Raw genomic sequence first — 17,851 nt, forward strand, 5'->3', positions numbered from 1 at the left:
TTCTAGATTACCCACCACTTACGGGAGGGATTATAGCAATTTCATCTCCTTTACTTAAAATCCTAGCATCTTCGGCATACTCGCTGTTTACAGCTACCGCTAAAGAAGAAAGCTTCCCGAAATCCGGAAAGCTATTATTCAATTTCTGTTTCAATTCCGAAACCGATTTGGGCATTTCATCACCTTCCTCAAAACGAAACGATGACCTACCTACTATATCTTTGGCTATGCCGAATAACAAGACCTCCATATTCAAATAAAATTTAAAGATACAAGGTACTTAAAAAATAAGATAATTTAATGCTTTAAGATGACATTAGCATTTTCTGGAACAGCATAAAACGCATCCGGTTTAGAGGTTTCCTCTAGAGCAATATTATCAAAAGTCACCGTTTTTTTAACCTCTTTTATTGATTTACCTTCATTTAAGTACCAAGTAATAGATTTAGATAATTGTGCCCCATTAACATCTGCCCAATCGTTATAACGAATAAAGCTCAATTTGTCAGATTTCTCATCCGTTCCATAGGTAAAGGTATAGGCTAACCATGCCATTTCGTAGGTTTCAGAGTCATAATACAAATAGTAATCATCTTTTGACGAAGCTCCAACGCCGTCATTATAACTTATGTGAATCCCAGGGTAATTTTTACCATCATAAACCAAATCTTCGGCAACTCTATAATTGATTCCCGAATCTGCCAAAACAAAAGGCATAGCATAAAAATAAAACATAAGGTTATGGTATAGTTCAGCATTACCCTTGTAGGTCTTTGCCTCATCTAACAACCAAACATCTTTACCATCAAAACCAATTTCAACCGGAGGGGTTTCAACCTTATCTTTTCTTGAATATAAATCTACAGTGTGCTTTTCATTACCATCTGGATTAACAATTTCAAAACTTAGTGTGCGTTTATTTCTCCAATTTTTTAAACTGCCATGGGCTTCAAAAACTTTATTTAGTGCTTCAGGGTAGTCATTATTTTCTTCCTTAACCTCCGTTTTTACTTGTTTTTGAACAGATTCACTCTGCTTAGGCCCTTCTTTACAGTTCGTTAGAACTAAAACCAGTAAGATTGTAAAAATTTGTTTCATGTGTTTATTTTTAGTTTTAGGTACATAGGTCGCACAATTGCTCTTTTATTTACATTTGCGGTATGCACGAAATCAAGCAAATCTCTAGCGTACAAAATACGTTGGTTAAGAAAATACTGCTTTTAAAGGAGAAATCTAGGGAACGAAAAAAAACTGGTCTTTTTGTTATTGAAGGCCAACGGGAAATTGAGTTGGCTCTCAAAGGTGGTTATGAAATTGAAACTGTACTTTTTCAAAAAGACTTGTTCGACTTAAATGCAACCTATACCCTATTTGAAAACAGTAAGTTAACACCCGATTATATTGAAGTTACAAAGGATGTTTACCAAAAATTAGCCTACAGACAGACCACTGAAGGTGTTCTGGCCATTGCGAAAAGCAAGCCCACATTGCTGGAAAAATTGAAATTAAAAAATAAAAATCCTTTAATACTCGTTGCCGAAGCCCCAGAAAAATATAAACATAGGGGCCCTGTTACGTACTGCCGATGCTGCAAACCTTGATGCAGTTATCATTGCCAACCCAAAAACAGACCTCTACAACCCTAATATTATACGTTCTAGTGTGGGCTGCGTTTTTACGAACAAAGTAGCTATGGGCAGTACCCCAGAAGTTATAGCATTTTTAAAGGCACAAAATATCAACATTTACTGCGCAGCACTTTCTGCTTCTGAAAATTATATTAAAACCGACTTTAATCCGGCATCTGCAATTGTGGTAGGCACGGAAGCGGATGGACTTTCGCAGGAATGGCTGGATAACTCCAACCAGAACATTATTATACCTATGCAAGGAGAGATAGATTCCATGAATGTATCCGTCTCAGCGGCTATTGTTATCTTTGAAGCGAAAAGACAGCGGAATTTCGAATAAATAACGCTTCATTTCTCAACATATCAACCCCCATATACCAAAAAAAAATACCGAATGAGCATTCTGTTCTATACTATAATTGCCATTCTTGTGCTACAATTTATCCTCGAGACCGTTCTTGATTACCTGAACGCCAAACGCTATAATGACCCTATACCAGAGGAACTTAATGATGTTTTTGATGCTGATGAGTATAAAAAATCACAAGCATATAAAAAGACCAATTATCGTTTTGGATTATTAACATCTACCTTTTCATTTCTCTTAACCTTATGTTTTTTGGTTTTTGGTGGATTTGAATGGATAGACCAACTTGTGCGTAGCGTAACAACCCAACCTATACCAATGGCACTAATGTTCTTTGGTTTTATTATGATAGGAAGCGATATCGTTTCCCTTCCTTTATCCTACTATTCCACTTTTGTAATAGAAGAGAAATTCGGTTTCAATAAAAAAAACTACCAAAGGCACTTTCTTTTTAGATAAAATAAAGGGTTGGCTAATGACCGCAGTAGTAGGCGGGCTACTTTTAGCCGTAATCATTTGGTTTTTCCAATGGGCAGGCAACAATTTCTGGTGGTATGCTTGGGCTCTTGTATCTGTTTTTACGGTGTTCATGAACTTGTTTTACAGTAAACTCATTGTACCTCTTTTTAATAAGCAAACACCTCTAGAAGATGGAAGCTTAAAAACTAAAATAGAAGCCTTTGCCAAGAACGTTGGTTTTGAACTCAATAACATCTTTGTAATAGACGGTTCAAAACGTTCTACAAAGGCAAATGCCTATTTCTCTGGCTTTGGTAAAGAAAAAAGGGTTACCCTATATGACACCTTGATAAATGACCTTGGACGAAGAAGAAATTGTTGCTGTTTTAGCCCATGAAGTAGGACATTACAAAAAGAAGCATATTATCTTCAACCTCATAGCATCCTTGTTATTGACCGGTATCATATTTGTGCTATCATTGTTCGTGAATAATCCTGCGGTATCTATTGCCATTGGCGTATCTCAGCCCAGTTTTCATGCAGCCCTTATTGGTTTTGGCATTCTTTATAGCCCTATCTCTGAAATAACCGGCCTGATTATGAATCATTTTTCAAGGAAATTTGAGTATCAAGCAGATGATTATGCCAAAGACACCTATGCCGCACTACCGCTGATTACCTCATTGAAAAAATTATCTAAAAATAGTTTGAGTAACCTTACTCCTCATCCTGCTTTCGTTTTTATGCACTATTCTCACCCTACACTTCTTAATCGTATTCAGAATTTAAAAAGATAGTATAGCGCATCCAGTATTCAAAATTAAAGACACTTTGACATAGCCTAAAAAGAGGGCCAATTTTTGTTGTACGACTGCTAAGATTGTTCTATTTTTATTTGAATATGACCGAGGAAGCTATAGAGAAGGAAAACAAGGAGATTGCCAAGCAATACAAAGAACTGCTGCGCATTAGTTACCAACATCTCTCCGATGATGATAAGATACTCATACGCTCTGCATTTGAGATTGCAGTAGACGCACATAAAACGCAACGTAGAAAATCTGGCGAAGCTTATATTTTCCACCCTATTGCTGTGGCTAAAATAGTAGCTTCAGAGATTGGTCTAGATGCTACTTCCATAGCTTCTGCCTTACTTCATGATGTTGTAGAAGACTCCGAGTATACTTTAGATGACATTGAACGAATGTTTGGTGAAACTATAGCACGTATCGTTGATGGCCTTACCAAAATAGCGCATCTTAAAAAAGACACCAGTACCTCGCAGCAGGCCGAAAATTTTCGGAAGATGTTACTTACTCTAAATGATGATGTAAGGGTAATTATTATTAAGATTGCAGACCGTTACCATAATATGCTTACTATGGACGCCATGCCCGAGCATAAACAGGTGCAAATGGCTTCCGAAACCCTATATATTTATGCTCCACTAGCACACCGTATAGGGCTTTACAACATAAAAACGGAATTAGAAGACCTTAGTTTAAAGTATACCGAACCTAGCGTATACCAAAGTATTAAGGATAAAATTGAAGAGTCAAAAGAAGATCAACAAGCCTACATTGATGCTTTTTCCGGTGTCATAGACAAATCCTTAAAAGAAGAAGGACTAAACTATTACATAAAAGGACGAATGAAGTCCATTTTCTCCATCCGTAAAAAGATGAAGGTTCAGCACGTGGCTTTTGATGAAATTTATGACAAGTTTGCCATTCGTATTATTTATAAGTCAGATCGGCAGAATGAAAAATTCTTAGCTTGGAAGATTTATTCCATCGTGACCGATCACTTTACTCCCAACCCAGTTAGGCTTCGAGATTGGATATCATCACCTAAATCCACAGGTTACGAAGCACTGCACATAACTGTTATGGGTCCCAAAGGGAGGTGGGTAGAAGTGCAGATTCGTAGCGAACGCATGCACGAAATAGCAGAAAAAGGTTATGCAGCTCACTTTAAGTACAAACACGGAGACCAAAAAGAAAAAGGTATAGATGTATGGCTCAATCGTTTACAGGAAGCACTTGAAAACGCCAATACAAACGCAGTAGACTTTGTTGAAGAGTTTAAACTAAACCTCTACGCCAAAGAAATTTTTGTCTTTACTCCAAAAGGTGAACTTAAATCTTTACCAAAAGGAGCCACACCGTTAGACTTTGCCTTTAATATACATACAGAGGTTGGTATGCGTACCAGAGGTTCTAAGGTTAATGGAAAATTAGTCCCTTTAAACACAACCCTTAACAGTGGTGATCAAGTAGAGATTATAACTTCTGCTCAAGCAAAACCTAATCAAAACTGGTTGGATTATGCCACAACGGCAAGGGCCAGAGCAAAAATAAAATCTTCTTTAAGAGAAGAGAAAAAATCAGTTGCAGAAGAGGGCAAGGAAATTTTACGCAGAAAATTAAAATCCCAGAAAGTTGCCCTTAACGAAGATTCCATAAATAAAATGGTAAGCTTCTTTAAATTAAAGACCAGCTTAGATCTCTTTTATAGAGTAGGCATTGGATCTATAGACAACCAGATGCTAAAAGACTTTTCTTCGTCTTACTCTAACGCGTTTATAAGTTTCTTCAAAAATAAAATGCGAAGAAATCCTAATCCGTTAGAAATCCAAAAGGAGGAGATTACTGCCAAATATGATGTATTGGTTTTTGGTAAGGAAGAAGAAAAACTAGAATATAAACTCTCTCCATGCTGTAACCCCATTCCTGGAGACGAGGTTTTTGGTTTTGTCAGTATAAACGAAGGAATCAAAGTTCATAAGAAAAACTGCCCCAACGCCATACAGCTTCAATCTAATTATGCGTATCGTATTATTAGTGCCAAATGGATTGACTCTAGCCAAGAAGAGTTCCTATCTGAAATACGACTTACGGGAATAGATAACCTTGGTCTAGTGAGTGAGATTACCGAAATTATATCTGATGATATGCACGTAAACATCCGTAATCTTAATTTTAGTACTGATGGAGGAACCTTTAAGGGTACGATTACCGTAGTTGTCAAAAATAATGGCATTCTGAAAAAAGTGATGGCAAATCTGAAGAAAATAAACGGAATAGATAAAGTCACAAGAATTTAGAATTGTAATTAAAATATAACCGTACCTTTGCGGATTGACGAATGTAACCCTAGTTATGGCAGCCAACAAAAATCAGGAAATCGTAAAAAACGTTTTTACCACTTTTTTAGGAGAGAACGGGCATAGAAAAACACCCGAACGCTATGCTATACTTCAAGAAATTTATGACAGCGAAGAGCACTTCGATATCGAATCGCTGTACATAAACATGAAGAATAAAAACTACAGGGTAAGTCGTGCTACACTCTACAATACTATTGAACTTTTATTAGAGTGTAAACTGGTTAGAAAGCATCAATTTGGTAAAAATAAGGCACAATACGAGAAATCATATTTTGATCGCCAACATGATCATGTTATCTTGACCGATACCGGTGAAGTTATGGAGTTTTGCGACCCTCGTATTCAATCTATAAAGAAAACCATTGAGGAAGTTTTTGATATTACAATCAATACCCACTCCCTCTATTTTTATGGTACTCGAAATAAAAAAGAAAACACGAACAGCTAACCAAAATTTTAAATGGCAGTAGATTTATTGTTAGGATTACAGTGGGGAGACGAAGGAAAAGGTAAAATTGTTGATGTACTTACAACAGATTACGACATCATCGCAAGATTTCAAGGAGGTCCAAATGCAGGACACACATTGGAGTTTGATGGTATTAAACACGTTTTACATACCATACCTTCAGGAATTTTTCACAAAAGCGCTTTAAACATTGTTGGTAATGGAGTAGTAATTGACCCAGTAATCTTCAAAAAAGAATTAGACGCTTTAAAAAAGTTCAATTTAGATATTAAAGCTAAATTGTTCATTTCAAGAAAAGCACATCTTATATTGCCTACCCACCGTTTATTAGACGCGGCTTCAGAAGCATCTAAAGGGAAAGCTAAAATTGGTTCTACCCTTAAGGGAATAGGCCCAACATATATGGACAAAACAGGACGTAACGGTATGCGTATCGGTGATCTTGAAATGTCTGATTGGAAAGAAAAATATCGTAGCCTAGCTAACAAGCATGAAGCTATGATTTCTTTTTACGATGTAGATATTCAGTATGATTTGGCAGAATTGGAGAAAGACTTCTTTGACTCTATTGCCGAATTGAAAGAACTTACTTTTATTGACAGTGAAGAATATCTTTACCAAGCTCAAAAAAGTGGAAAGAAAATATTGGCCGAAGGCGCACAAGGTTCCTTACTAGATATTGATTTTGGAACATATCCTTTTGTAACATCTAGTAACACTACTGCTGCAGGTGCCTGTACAGGTCTTGGCGTTGCCCCAAACCAAATAGGTGAGGTAAAAGGTATTTTTAAAGCATATACTACAAGAGTAGGTAGTGGCCCTTTTCCAACAGAACTTTTTGATGAAGATGGTGAGACTATGGCTCGTGTAGGTAACGAGTTTGGAGCTACTACTGGCCGTCCTAGAAGATGTGGGTGGTTAGACCTTGTTGCTTTAAAATATGCTGTAATCATTAACGGTGTTACCGAATTAATGATGATGAAAGCTGATGTTTTAAGCGGATTTGATACTTTAAAAATCTGTACTGCTTACAACTATAAAGGCGAAAAAATAGAGCACCTTCCGTTTAACATTGAAGCAGAAAACGTAACGCCTATTTATTCAGAAATGAAAGGTTGGAAAGAAGACCTTACTAAAATGAGTAGTGCTGATCAATTACCAGCAACTTTAATGGCTTACATAGAGTTCTTAGAAAAAGAACTAGAAGTGCCTATTAAAATAGTTTCCGTAGGGCCTGACCGTACGCAGACTATACACAGATAACCAAAGGTTATAAAAGAACTTCGAAATACACATTTCGATATGTAGTTTAGGATAGTGTGGACACCTATAGATTTCATTACAATCTGTAATCCTCCTAAATCTATCCTAAACTATATTGCTTCCTTTAAAAAAACCTACTTTTAGGCAAAATTTAGATAGCATTGAATCTACTCCGCATTTTATTGTTTTTCCTTGCCACGTCACTAATTGGCTACGCACAAGAAGAAAAGACTTCCTCCAGGACACCACACAAAGCAAGCAGATTAATATTGTTTACGGTGCCAACTTCACCAAAAACGAATCTCAATTTATGGAGCATCAATTTTCAGCAAAGATGATAAGCAGGTGCAGTTTGAACACCAAGGCGCAGACCTTTGGTGCGATATTGCTATATTTTACCAAAAAGAAAATCGCTTACGCGCAGTTGGCAATGTACGCCTGAAACAGGGCGATTCCATTGAAATGACTAGTGGGAAAATCAATTACGATGGTGAAACAAAATTAGCCAAAGCTTTTGAGAGTGTTCTCTTGGAAACCGATCAGCAGAGTGGAAAGATGACTCTTCAAACAGACACGCTATATTTTGATCGTGAAAATCAAGAGTCGTATTACAATAGCTCGGGTACCATAATAGATTCTACAAATACTTTGACGAGTGAAATAGGTCGTTATTTTATGGAATTGGATAAATACCAATTTCTAGATAGCGTTCATATAGACAACCCACAGTACATACTAGATTCCGAACAGCTTGATTACTACACAACCTCCAAAAATGCATATATGTATGGCCCTTCTACCATTACTGGAGAAGCCTATAAAATATATTGCGAACGTGGTTTTTATGATACAAAAATAGAAAGCGGCTACGGGATTAAAAATACTCGTATTGATTATAACAACCGTATTATTGAAGGCGATAGTGTCTATTTTGATAAAGCTTCTGAATTTGCATCCGCTACCAATAATATTACGGTTACAGATACAGTTAACAATGGTATTATACGTGCTCATTATGCAGAGGTATTTAAAGCAAAAGATTCTGTATTTGCCACTAAACGAGCGGTTTCTATAAGTCTAGTAGAACAAGATTCACTTTATATGCATGGCGATACATTGATGATTACAGGAAAGCCTGATAACAGAGTGCTTCGTGCTTTTAGAAATGCTAAATTCTTCAAAACAGATTTAAGCGGAAAGTGTGATTCTATACATTCCTCCGAAAAAACAGGAATTACTCAATTGATTCGTAATCCTGTACTATGGAACGGTGATAATCAAATGACCGGTGATAGTATACACCTCATATCCAATCTTGAAACAGAGAAACTAGATTCGCTTAAAGTACTGGAAAATGCTTTTATTATTTCATTGGATAGCATTAGTATGAGTGGTTATAACCAAGCTAAAGGTAAAGACCTCTTTGGAAAATTTGTAGAAAACGAACTGAAACATATAGACCTTATTAAAAATACTGAAGTTATATATTACATGTATAATGATGATGAAGAGCTTATAGGTATAAATAAAACCATATGTAGTAAGATAAATATTGTAATGGCCAATAACGATGTAGAGGACCTTACTTTTTTTATTGATCCAGATGGTGATATTTTCCCTGAAACGGAGCTCCCTGTTGAAAGTCGTAAACTAAAAGGTTTTATTTGGCGTGGTGATGAACGAATAGTTACCAAGGATGATATTTTTGACGAAGACGACAAAAATATGGAACTCACTATCATAAGAGGTATAGAAAACCCTATTGATATTGATGCTGAAGAAGCAGAACGTTCCCAAAATTCTGGTGACCCTATAAATAAGATACCTCCCAAAAATGATAAGGCTCCTGCACCTATCCTTAGACCAAAGGTCAAAAAAGTTACCTCCAGTTCTGTACAATGAAACAAGACTTTCTAAAATACCAAGCACAAACTTCGCCACATCCTTTGGCCTTAGAAGTTTCGCATGCCAAAGGCAGTTATATCTATGACACCAATGGTAATGCACATTTAGATTTTGTTGCAGGCGTTTCAGCCTGTAGTTTAGGGCATTGTCATCCCAAAGTTGTGCCGTTCAAAAACAGACAGAAACCTATATGCATGTAATGGTGTATGGAGAATATGTTCAAGAACCAGCAGTAGCATACACCAAATTATTTGCTTCACTTCTACCTGCTTCTTTAGAAACCACTTACATGGTCAATAGCGGAACAGAAGCTGTTGAAGGCGCCTTAAAATTGGCACGAAGAGCTACTGGCAGAAGCCAATTAATAGCAGCCCGCCATGCCTACCACGGTAATACCATGGGCAGTTTAAGCGTAATGGGATATGAAGAACGGAAAAGTGCCTTTAGACCATTATTACCAGATGTAAGTTTTATTGAGTTTAACAACGATGAAGATTTAAAACAAATAACAGAAAAGACTGCCGGTGTCATTTTAGAGACCATACAAGGTGGTGCAGGTTTTATAGAGCCAAAAAATGGATATCTAAAAAAAGTACGACAGCGTTGTAACGAAACAGGCACTTTATTGATTCTTGATGAAATTCAATATGGTTTTGGCCGTACCGGCAAATTATTCGCTTTTGAGCATTATGACTGTGTGCCAGACATTTTAGTGACCGGAAAAGGAATGGCTTCAGGATTACCTGTTGGGGCATTCACAGCTTCTAATGCGCTTATGGCTACATTACAGGATAGTCCAAAATTAGGCCATATTACTACTTTTGGTGGTAATGCTGTTATTGCAGCTGCCTGTTTAGCCACGTTAAAGGAAATTACCGAAACTCAACTTATCTCTGACACCCTTATAAAAGAAGCTCGTGTTAGAAAACTACTCAAACACCGACTAATTAAAGAAATTAGAGGAAAAGGCCTCATGTTGGCCTTAATTCTAGAAAATGCCGAAATAGCCAATTACTTAGTGCTAACCTGTGTCAAGAAAGGTTTGATCTTATTTTGGTTACTTTTTGAACCTACTGCGGTACGAATTTCACCACCACTAACGATTTCTAAAGATGAAATTGAAACCGGTTGTGGTATAATCCTTGAAGTTTTAGAAGGTTACAAGCAATAACTTGTTAACTAATTTGTTAATAATATAGGTGAATCAGGTTCGAAAGAGCACTTCAAAAGGCTACTTTTAATAACAGAGTTTAACCAAAACGTTCCTATGGCGTTAGAATCCAACGAAAGGCCGAACAGGCCAATTGCCAAGTTTGAATCGATGCTTAAAACCGACGACGTCTATTTCTTTGACTCGGAGGATTTTGAGGACATCATACATCATTATTTAAACAATGGCAAAATAGCGCTAGCGAAGAAAGCAATTAAAATTGGTCTTCAACAACACCCAGATGCTATTGAGCTGAAACTGTTGAATATTGAGGTTTTAGTTTTTGAAAATCAACTGGATATTGCTGAGCAGTATCTAGACGAGCTTCAAATACTAGACCCTACCAATGAAGAAATCTTTATACAGCGGGCAAACATATATTCAAAAAAAGACAATCACGAAGCAGCCGTAGCCTTATTGAACAAGGCACTTAATTTAGCGGAAAACAGCTTTGATATTCATTCTTTATTAGGAATGGAGTATCTCTTTATGGACGATTTTAAATCGGCTAAAGAGAGTTTTATGCGCTGTGTTTCCTTTGATGAGCAAGACTATTCATCACTCTATAATGTCATTTATTGTTTTGAGTTCTTAGAAGATCATGATGGCGCTATTGTATACTTGAACGATTATCTAGAGCGAAATCCATACTGTGAAGTAGCATGGCATCAGCTTGGTAAGCAGTATACCTATAAGAAAATGCATACTGAGGCCCTAGCTGCATTCGATTTTGCCATTATATCAGATGATACTTTTATTGGAGCTTACTTTGAGAAAGGTAAAGTGCTGGAAAAATTGGGAAAATACAATGAAGCGATTGAAAATTATGAGACTACCATTAAAATGGAAGATCCCACTTCTCACGCTTATTTAAGAATAGGAAAGTGTCATGAGCAATTGCATAATGACGATATGGCCAAGTATTATTACTACCATACCGTTCATGAAGATCCTTTATTAGACAAGGGATGGTTAGCCATTACTGATTTCTATTTCCGAAGAAAAGATTACGACAAAGCACTTCACTACGTGAACAAAGCTCTGAACATAGATGGAGAAAACCCATCGTATTGGAAAAAGTGTGCCTATATAAATGCCGCTCTTAAAAAGTATGATCAAGCAGATTTTGCTTTTAAACAGGCTGTGGATCTTGGCAACTATGAATTAAAGACTTGGCTTAATTGGGCAGATGTTGTGTTGAACAATGAAGATACAGCAAGTGCTTTACAAATTTTAGCACAGGGTCAACAATTCTATCCTGAGAGTGCAGAACTTAAATATAAGACTGCAGGGTTTCATTTAGCCAACAAAGATATGATAAACGGCCGCATTAGTTTTATGGATGCATTAAAGCTAGATCTTCAAAAACTTTCACTTTTCTTTGAAGAATTTCCTCAATACACCAAATCTGACTGGGTATTGGAAGCTGTAGAAAAGGCTGAAAAAGCTTCAAAATAAAGAACTAATTACCAAGCCCTTATATTTTTAATCTATAAAAAGTATAAGGGCTTGTTCCATTTTTTCCTACGTTCAAATTTTAAAAGCTATTTTTGCTTTTCAACGAACAAACCACATGGAAAACAGAAATTTTTTAGACTATACTTTCATCACTTTAAAAGGTATGGCCATGGGCGCTGCCGATGTTGTTCCAGGAGTATCTGGCGGCACAATCGCTTTTATTTCAGGAATTTATGAAGAACTTATTTCTTCTATTAACAACGTAGATATTTCTCTTTTTAAAGAACTCAAAGAAAACGGACTAAAAGCCGCTTGGAGCAAACTAAACGGTAACTTTCTTTTAGCTCTTTTTGTAGGTATTGGAATTAGTGTTCTTTCTTTGGCCAAACTAGTAAGCTGGTTGTTAGAAAACAAGCCTATTCTTATATGGTCTTTCTTTTTTGGTCTAGTTATAGCAAGTATTCTGTTAGTAGGTAAAGAAGTGCAGAAATGGGATGCTAAAACCTTAATAGCACTAGTTCTAGGAGCTGCCATTGCATACTTTATTACAACTTTACCACCTTCGGAAAGTGCAGATAGCCTACCCTATTTATTCTTATCTGGTGCACTTGCTATTTGTGCTATGATTCTACCGGGCATTTCTGGTGCCTTTATCCTAGTTCTACTGGGTTCTTATAAAACCATAATTGATGCGGTGCACAATCTTGACTTTAAAATTATAGGAGTTGTAGGTGTTGGTGCTATTTTTGGATTATTAAGTTTCGCTAAATTATTGAAGTGGATGTTTAACCACCAAAAGAACCTAACCCTTGCCCTACTGACCGGTTTCATTGTTGGTTCTTTAAACAAAATATGGCTATAAAAGAATTCTGGATACTAAGACAATAGGCAAAAAAATCATTACGATAGATGAAAACGTGAGTCCTTTTAATTTTGATGGAGATAATAAAATTATGATAGCCATTATTGCTGCATTGGTCGGTTTCTTGGTTATTTTCGTTCTTGAAAGAACAGCTTCAAAAAAATAGTCCCCATTCATGTACAACACCAGAACATTTCTTGACAAATTCTTTTTGGTCATAAAGGGTCTGTGCATGGGTGCCGCTAACAAAGTACCTGGTGTATCAGGTGGTATTGTTGCGTTTGTTGCTGGATTTTATGAAGAGTTCATTTATTCACTTCAAAAAGTAAATGGTAAGGCGTTTAAGCTCCTTTTAAACGGAAGACTCAGGAGTTTCTATAGATATATTAACGGTACATTTCTTTCCTTACTAATTTTTGGAATGTTGATCAGCTATTTCAGCATTTCTAGATTGTTAGATTATTTCTTAGCACAGAAAGAGCTTTTTGTCTGGGCCGCCTTTTTCGGTATGATTTTAGGCTCTATTTACTATATCTCAAAAGACTTTGAACACTGGAGCAAAAGAACTATAACAGCTGGTTTAATCGGACTTGTTGTAGGTATATCCATAAGTTTTCTTAATCCAGCAAAAGAGAATGATAACCTTTTTTTCATTTTTGTCTGTGGTATAATTAGTGTTTCTGGCATGACATTACCAGGGCTTTCCGGGTCTTTCATTCTTATACTTTTAGGCAATTATGTATTGTTATTAGTAGATTCCGTAAATGCGCTCTATGACACTTTTGCAGAGATATTAATTGGCGATTACAGCTTTACCGATAATCCTGAACGTCTAAGAACTTTGACCATTTTAGCTGTATTTACGGCAGGTTCGGCCACTGGGCTGGTTAGCCTTTCTCATCTATTGTCCTATGTTCTAAAACATTTTAAAAATATTACCACAGCGGTTATCATTGGTTTTATAACAGGTTCCCTAGGTGTGGTTTGGCCGTGGAAACGTACTATTTTTAAAACGGATGCATCAGGGGAACTGATTCTAGATAGCAACGGAAAAGAAATTATTCTTAATTACGAACGGTTCTTTCCAGATTTGGCAAGTTCCGAAACTTGGTGGGCCATATTTTTGTGGTCGTTGGTATTGCCATTCTGCTATTGCTAGATTGGTACGGAAAGGTTCGAAAAGAAAATGAGCTCTCAATGTAAGGGGTTTCAGCTTTATCAAAAAAAAATAAAACATGAAAAGAACAAGGTTTGGACTAGTAGGAAAAGATATCTCGTACTCCTTTTCACGAGGGTATTTTACCAAAAAATTCTCCGATTTAGGTCTAGACACCTATTCGTACGAGAATTTTGACTTTCAAGCTATTGAAGAAATTACCGATGTTCTTAAAAACAATACGGATATTAAAGGTATGAACGTTACCATACCTTATAAGCAAGAAGTAATGCCTTTTTTATCAGAATTAGATAAGGAGGCAGAAAAGATTGGTGCTGTTAATACTATTCAATTCACAGAAAACGGACTCAAAGGCTTTAATACAGATGCGTATGGTTTTAAAAATGCCATGGCTCCTTTTCTAAAATCTCACCATAAAAAAGCGTTAATCCTAGGAACTGGCGGTGCGTCAAAAGCCGTGGCCTATGTGTTGGGCGAACTGGGTATTTCATATGTTTTTGTTTCAAGAAGCGCCGGAGATAACAAAATAACTTATGATCAGGTTACTAAAGACATTCTAAAAGAACATACCATATTAGTAAATTGCACGCCTTTGGGCACACATCCCAAAATTGAGGAACGTCCTTCCCTACCCTATGAATTTCTTAGTGACCAACATTTCCTTTTCGACCTTATTTACAATCCTGAAAAATCAGCTTTTTTGACTGCCGGTGAGGCCAAAGGTGCCCAAATTTCTAATGGTCTACGGATGTTAGAACTTCAGGCAGACCGTTCATGGCAAATTTGGCAAGAAAGCTAATTTACATTAAGCTTCATTTTAAAACACTAACTCCCTAAGTCAAAGCGGGTTTACCCTCGTCTGCCATTTACAGGGGCTTCACTAATACTTCCGTTTTAATCAAAAGCTAAAATACCCCTATACCCTTTGTCATTAGAGCGGTTGTTAGTATCTTACCCTAGCAATTTGCAAAATCAATATCTTATATACGATGGAAGATAAGGAACGGGAACTACAACATAACGTAGGGGAAGACAATACAGAAAAAATCACTGAAAATACTGAGGCTACGCCAAGTACGGAAGCTTCGGAAACGGTGGAAATTCCTGAAAAAGAACCATCTGGAACACTAGAGGAAAAAGGCACTCAAAATGAGGCCGAAACAACAGAGGTTGCGGAACCTAAAGAAAGTATTCCGTCTAAATCGGAAGAAGAAAAAGAACCTGTAGCTACCGAGTCTAAAAAAGAAGAGACAGCGGCGAATGAAGACGATGCTGTTCTTGAAGAAATAGATGAGAGTAACGCTGAGGATGCTGAAGACACTGGTAACAACGAGCGTCATACCATTCCTGTTTTAGACTACCACTCCATGTCTATGGAAAATTTGGTTGGAGAATTACAAAAATTAGTTCGTAACGAGAAAGTGCAGGCCATCAAGAAACAAGTGGATGGTATTAAATCTGAATTCGACCTGAAATTTCAAGAATTTCTAGAAGAGAAAAAAGAAGATTTTATAAATGGTGGTGGTAATGAAATTGACTTTAGATACAATTCTGTAACTAAAAGGCAATTCAACGAAGTATATGATGATTATCGTGAAAAACGAAATATATACTATAAGTCTCTTGAAAAAAATCTAAAAGAAAATCTAAGCAGACGCCTTGAGATTATTGAGGAGCTAAAAGGTTTGGTAAATGTTGATGAAGACATGAACACCACCTATAAAGCGTTCAAAGAATTGCAAGAAAACTGGCGTAATGCTGGACCTATACCAAGAACAGATTACAATAATGTATGGCGTACCTACCAGCACCATATTGAGATTTTCTATGATTTTCTACACCTAAACCGGGAATTACGCGATTTAGATTTCAAGCATAACTTAGAGGAAAAAGAAAAGTTGGTTGTACAGGCGGAAATCTTAACAAAAGAACCCGACTTAACTATAGCATTTAGAGATTTACAGACTTTACATAAAATCTGGAAAGAAGATATTGGCCCCGTTGGCCAAGAACACCGTGAGGAAATCTGGGAACGTTTTAGCAATGCTACAAAGGTTTTACATCAAAGAAGACAAGACCACTATAAAGAACTTGATGCTGAGTATGAAAAGAACCTTGTTGTAAAAAATGAGATTATAGCAGCTATTGAAGTTATGTCCCAAAACGTTGCTACCAGTCACAAAGCGTTGCAACAACAAATTAAGAAGTTAGAGGAACTCAGAAATGCTTTCTTTGGAGCTGGTAAAGTACCCAGAAACCAAAATGAAAAAACTTGGGACGCTTTTAAAGGTGCTGTACGTAATTTTAACAAGAGTAAAAATGCGTATTACAAGAACCTTAAAAAAGAACAACAAGATAATCTTGATAAAAAACGAGCTTTACTAGACCGTGCAGTTGCATTAAAGGAAAGTGAAGAATGGGACCGTGCTACTCCAGAAATGAAACGCATCCAAAATGATTGGAAGCAAATAGGACACGTACCTAGAAAATATTCGGACAAGATATGGAAGGAGTTTAAAACTGCTTGCAACCACTATTTTGACCGTATGCATGCTGTTAAAAATGAAGGTCTTAAGGATGAACAAGAAAATTTCGAAAAGAAAAGTGCTTGTTTGGATAAATTAGCGGCCTTTGAACTATCAGGTAAAAGAGAAGATGATTTAACATCTATAAAAGCTTTTATTGCTGAATGGAAAACTTATGGTAGAGTTCCATTTAAGAAGAAAAATATAGACCAGAAGTTCAATAAAATTCTAGACGGAATTTTCAAAAAGTTAGATATTGACCGTCAAGAATCTGAACTACTTAAATATGGTAATAAAATTCAGGAATTGGCAAAAGCCGATAATGAGCGCGCTATACAAAACGAACGTAGTTTTATTCGTAAGAAAATAGAGGAAAGCAAAGGAGAAATTCGACAGTTGGAAACCAATCTTGAATTTTTCTCAAATGCTTCTGAGGATAATCCACTAGTACGTGATGTTATTAAAAGAGTTGAAAGTCACAAGGAAACTCTTGAAACTTGGAAAGCTAAGTTGAAAAAACTTAACATTTTGAAGAATGATATTATTAGAGCACACGATGCCGAGGAAGAAGCTGCCAGTGCAGAAGCTGAAGCTGAAGAGCAAGAATAACTAGTTTTTGAGAATCAATCACTTACCAACAAATTAAAATAAATGAAAGTAATAGGTATCGGGAAAAATTATGTCAACGATAAATCTGAAATAAGCGGATTAAAAAATGACACTCAATTAATATTTACCAAACCAGATTCATCTTTAGTTACAGATAATAAAGATGTTGTATTCCCTTCAATTACGAACCAACTTGCTTATGAAGTAGAATTGGTTGTGAAAATTGGCAAGAAAGGGAAAGATATTGCTTTAGAGGACGCAAACTCATACATCTCTGAAATAGGAATAGGTATAGACTACACGGCAAAAGACGTTCTTACTGCAAGTAGAGAGAAAAAACAACCATGGGCGTTGGCAAAAGGGTTTGATGGTGCTTCACCTATTTCTAGTTTTAAACCTGTTTCAGACTTCCCAGAGTTAGACAATATTAATTTTGATTTGGTTATAAACGGAGAGCAAAAGCAAGTAGGTAACACCGATTTCATTATTTACAATTTTGCAGAAATTATAAGTTTTGTATCCACTTTTATGACATTAAATCCTGGGGATTTAATATTCACTGGCACACCGGCATCTGGGACCGGACAAACCTTTAAAGGTGACCATCTACAAGCATCAATAGAAGGAGAATTATTGCTGGATTTTAAGATGATTTAATAAAAGGTATTCTCAAAAATATGGATTTGTAGTATCTGGCAAAAAACTGTGGTCAAAAAACAAGTGAAATTGACTTAATCGTACTGAAAA

The 17,851-nt window shown here is 36.4% G+C and carries 10 protein-coding genes and 5 pseudogenes; 13 read left to right on the top strand and 2 right to left on the bottom strand.

The annotated features are described in order from the left end of the window. Nucleotides 1–7 precede the first annotated feature (7 nt). Nucleotides 8–250 carry a MoaD/ThiS family protein gene (locus Q5W13_RS24025; protein ID WP_155596922.1) on the bottom strand — a complete coding sequence of 81 codons (243 nt, stop codon included), beginning with the start codon at nucleotides 248–250 and terminating at the stop codon, nucleotides 8–10. Nucleotides 251–297: 47 nt separating this feature from the next. After that, nucleotides 298–1,098, bottom strand: coding sequence for a DUF6503 family protein (locus tag Q5W13_RS24030; protein ID WP_304444829.1), 801 nt, complete (start codon nucleotides 1,096–1,098; stop codon nucleotides 298–300). Nucleotides 1,099–1,160: 62 nt separating this feature from the next. Between Q5W13_RS24030 and Q5W13_RS24035 the strand changes: the two are divergent. The 13 genes and pseudogenes from Q5W13_RS24035 to Q5W13_RS24095 all read left to right on the top strand — a co-directional run bounded on the left by Q5W13_RS24035 (nucleotide 1,161) and on the right by Q5W13_RS24095 (nucleotide 17,761). Next, nucleotides 1,161–1,971: pseudogene (locus Q5W13_RS24035) on the top strand (TrmH family RNA methyltransferase). A 54-nt stretch (nucleotides 1,972–2,025) separates the two neighbouring features. Beyond that, nucleotides 2,026–3,254: pseudogene (locus tag Q5W13_RS24040) on the top strand (M48 family metallopeptidase). 104 nt (nucleotides 3,255–3,358) lie between these two features. Continuing rightward, entirely contained in the window at nucleotides 3,359–5,563 is a 2,205-nt protein-coding gene (locus Q5W13_RS24045; RefSeq protein ID WP_155596926.1) for a RelA/SpoT family protein, read from the top strand. 55 nt (nucleotides 5,564–5,618) lie between these two features. Next, nucleotides 5,619–6,074 carry a Fur family transcriptional regulator gene (locus Q5W13_RS24050; protein WP_304444830.1) on the top strand — a complete coding sequence of 152 codons (456 nt, stop codon included), beginning with the start codon at nucleotides 5,619–5,621 and terminating at the stop codon, nucleotides 6,072–6,074. Between the two features lie 12 nt (nucleotides 6,075–6,086). Then, nucleotides 6,087–7,358 (top strand): adenylosuccinate synthase, encoded by a 1,272-nt coding sequence (locus Q5W13_RS24055; RefSeq protein WP_304444831.1) that lies wholly within the window; start codon nucleotides 6,087–6,089, stop codon nucleotides 7,356–7,358. A gap of 345 nt (nucleotides 7,359–7,703) precedes the next feature. Further along, complete coding sequence (locus Q5W13_RS24060; RefSeq protein WP_438364169.1) at nucleotides 7,704–9,260, top strand: OstA-like protein; 1,557 nt, start codon at nucleotides 7,704–7,706, stop codon at nucleotides 9,258–9,260. Next, nucleotides 9,257–10,434 (top strand): annotated as a pseudogene (locus Q5W13_RS24065) (aspartate aminotransferase family protein). The gene Q5W13_RS24060 and the pseudogene Q5W13_RS24065 overlap by 4 nt, the downstream one beginning before the upstream one ends. A 96-nt stretch (nucleotides 10,435–10,530) precedes the next feature. After that, the gene (locus tag Q5W13_RS24070) at nucleotides 10,531–11,931 is read left to right on the top strand and encodes a tetratricopeptide repeat protein (protein WP_304444832.1); all 1,401 of its coding nucleotides are present in this window, start codon (nucleotides 10,531–10,533) and stop codon (nucleotides 11,929–11,931) included. 115 nt (nucleotides 11,932–12,046) lie between these two features. Continuing rightward, a pseudogene (locus tag Q5W13_RS24075) lies at nucleotides 12,047–12,959 on the top strand (polyprenyl-phosphate transporter). 9 nt (nucleotides 12,960–12,968) lie between these two features. Then, nucleotides 12,969–13,996: pseudogene (locus tag Q5W13_RS24080) on the top strand (DUF368 domain-containing protein). A gap of 32 nt (nucleotides 13,997–14,028) precedes the next feature. Continuing rightward, nucleotides 14,029–14,769: a shikimate dehydrogenase family protein gene (locus Q5W13_RS24085; RefSeq protein WP_304444833.1), complete on the top strand. Its 741-nt coding sequence runs from the start codon at nucleotides 14,029–14,031 to the stop codon at nucleotides 14,767–14,769. Nucleotides 14,770–14,959: 190 nt separating this feature from the next. Further along, a complete protein-coding gene (locus Q5W13_RS24090; RefSeq protein ID WP_304444834.1) occupies nucleotides 14,960–17,104 on the top strand; it encodes a DUF349 domain-containing protein in 2,145 nt (714 codons plus the stop codon). Nucleotides 17,105–17,146: 42 nt separating this feature from the next. Next, the gene (locus Q5W13_RS24095) at nucleotides 17,147–17,761 is read left to right on the top strand and encodes a fumarylacetoacetate hydrolase family protein (protein ID WP_304444835.1); all 615 of its coding nucleotides are present in this window, start codon (nucleotides 17,147–17,149) and stop codon (nucleotides 17,759–17,761) included. The last annotated feature ends 90 nt before the right edge of the window (nucleotides 17,762–17,851 follow it).

The sequence above is a fragment of the Zobellia laminariae genome, from assembly GCF_030553095.1.
GTDB classification, from domain to species: domain Bacteria; phylum Bacteroidota; class Bacteroidia; order Flavobacteriales; family Flavobacteriaceae; genus Zobellia; species Zobellia laminariae.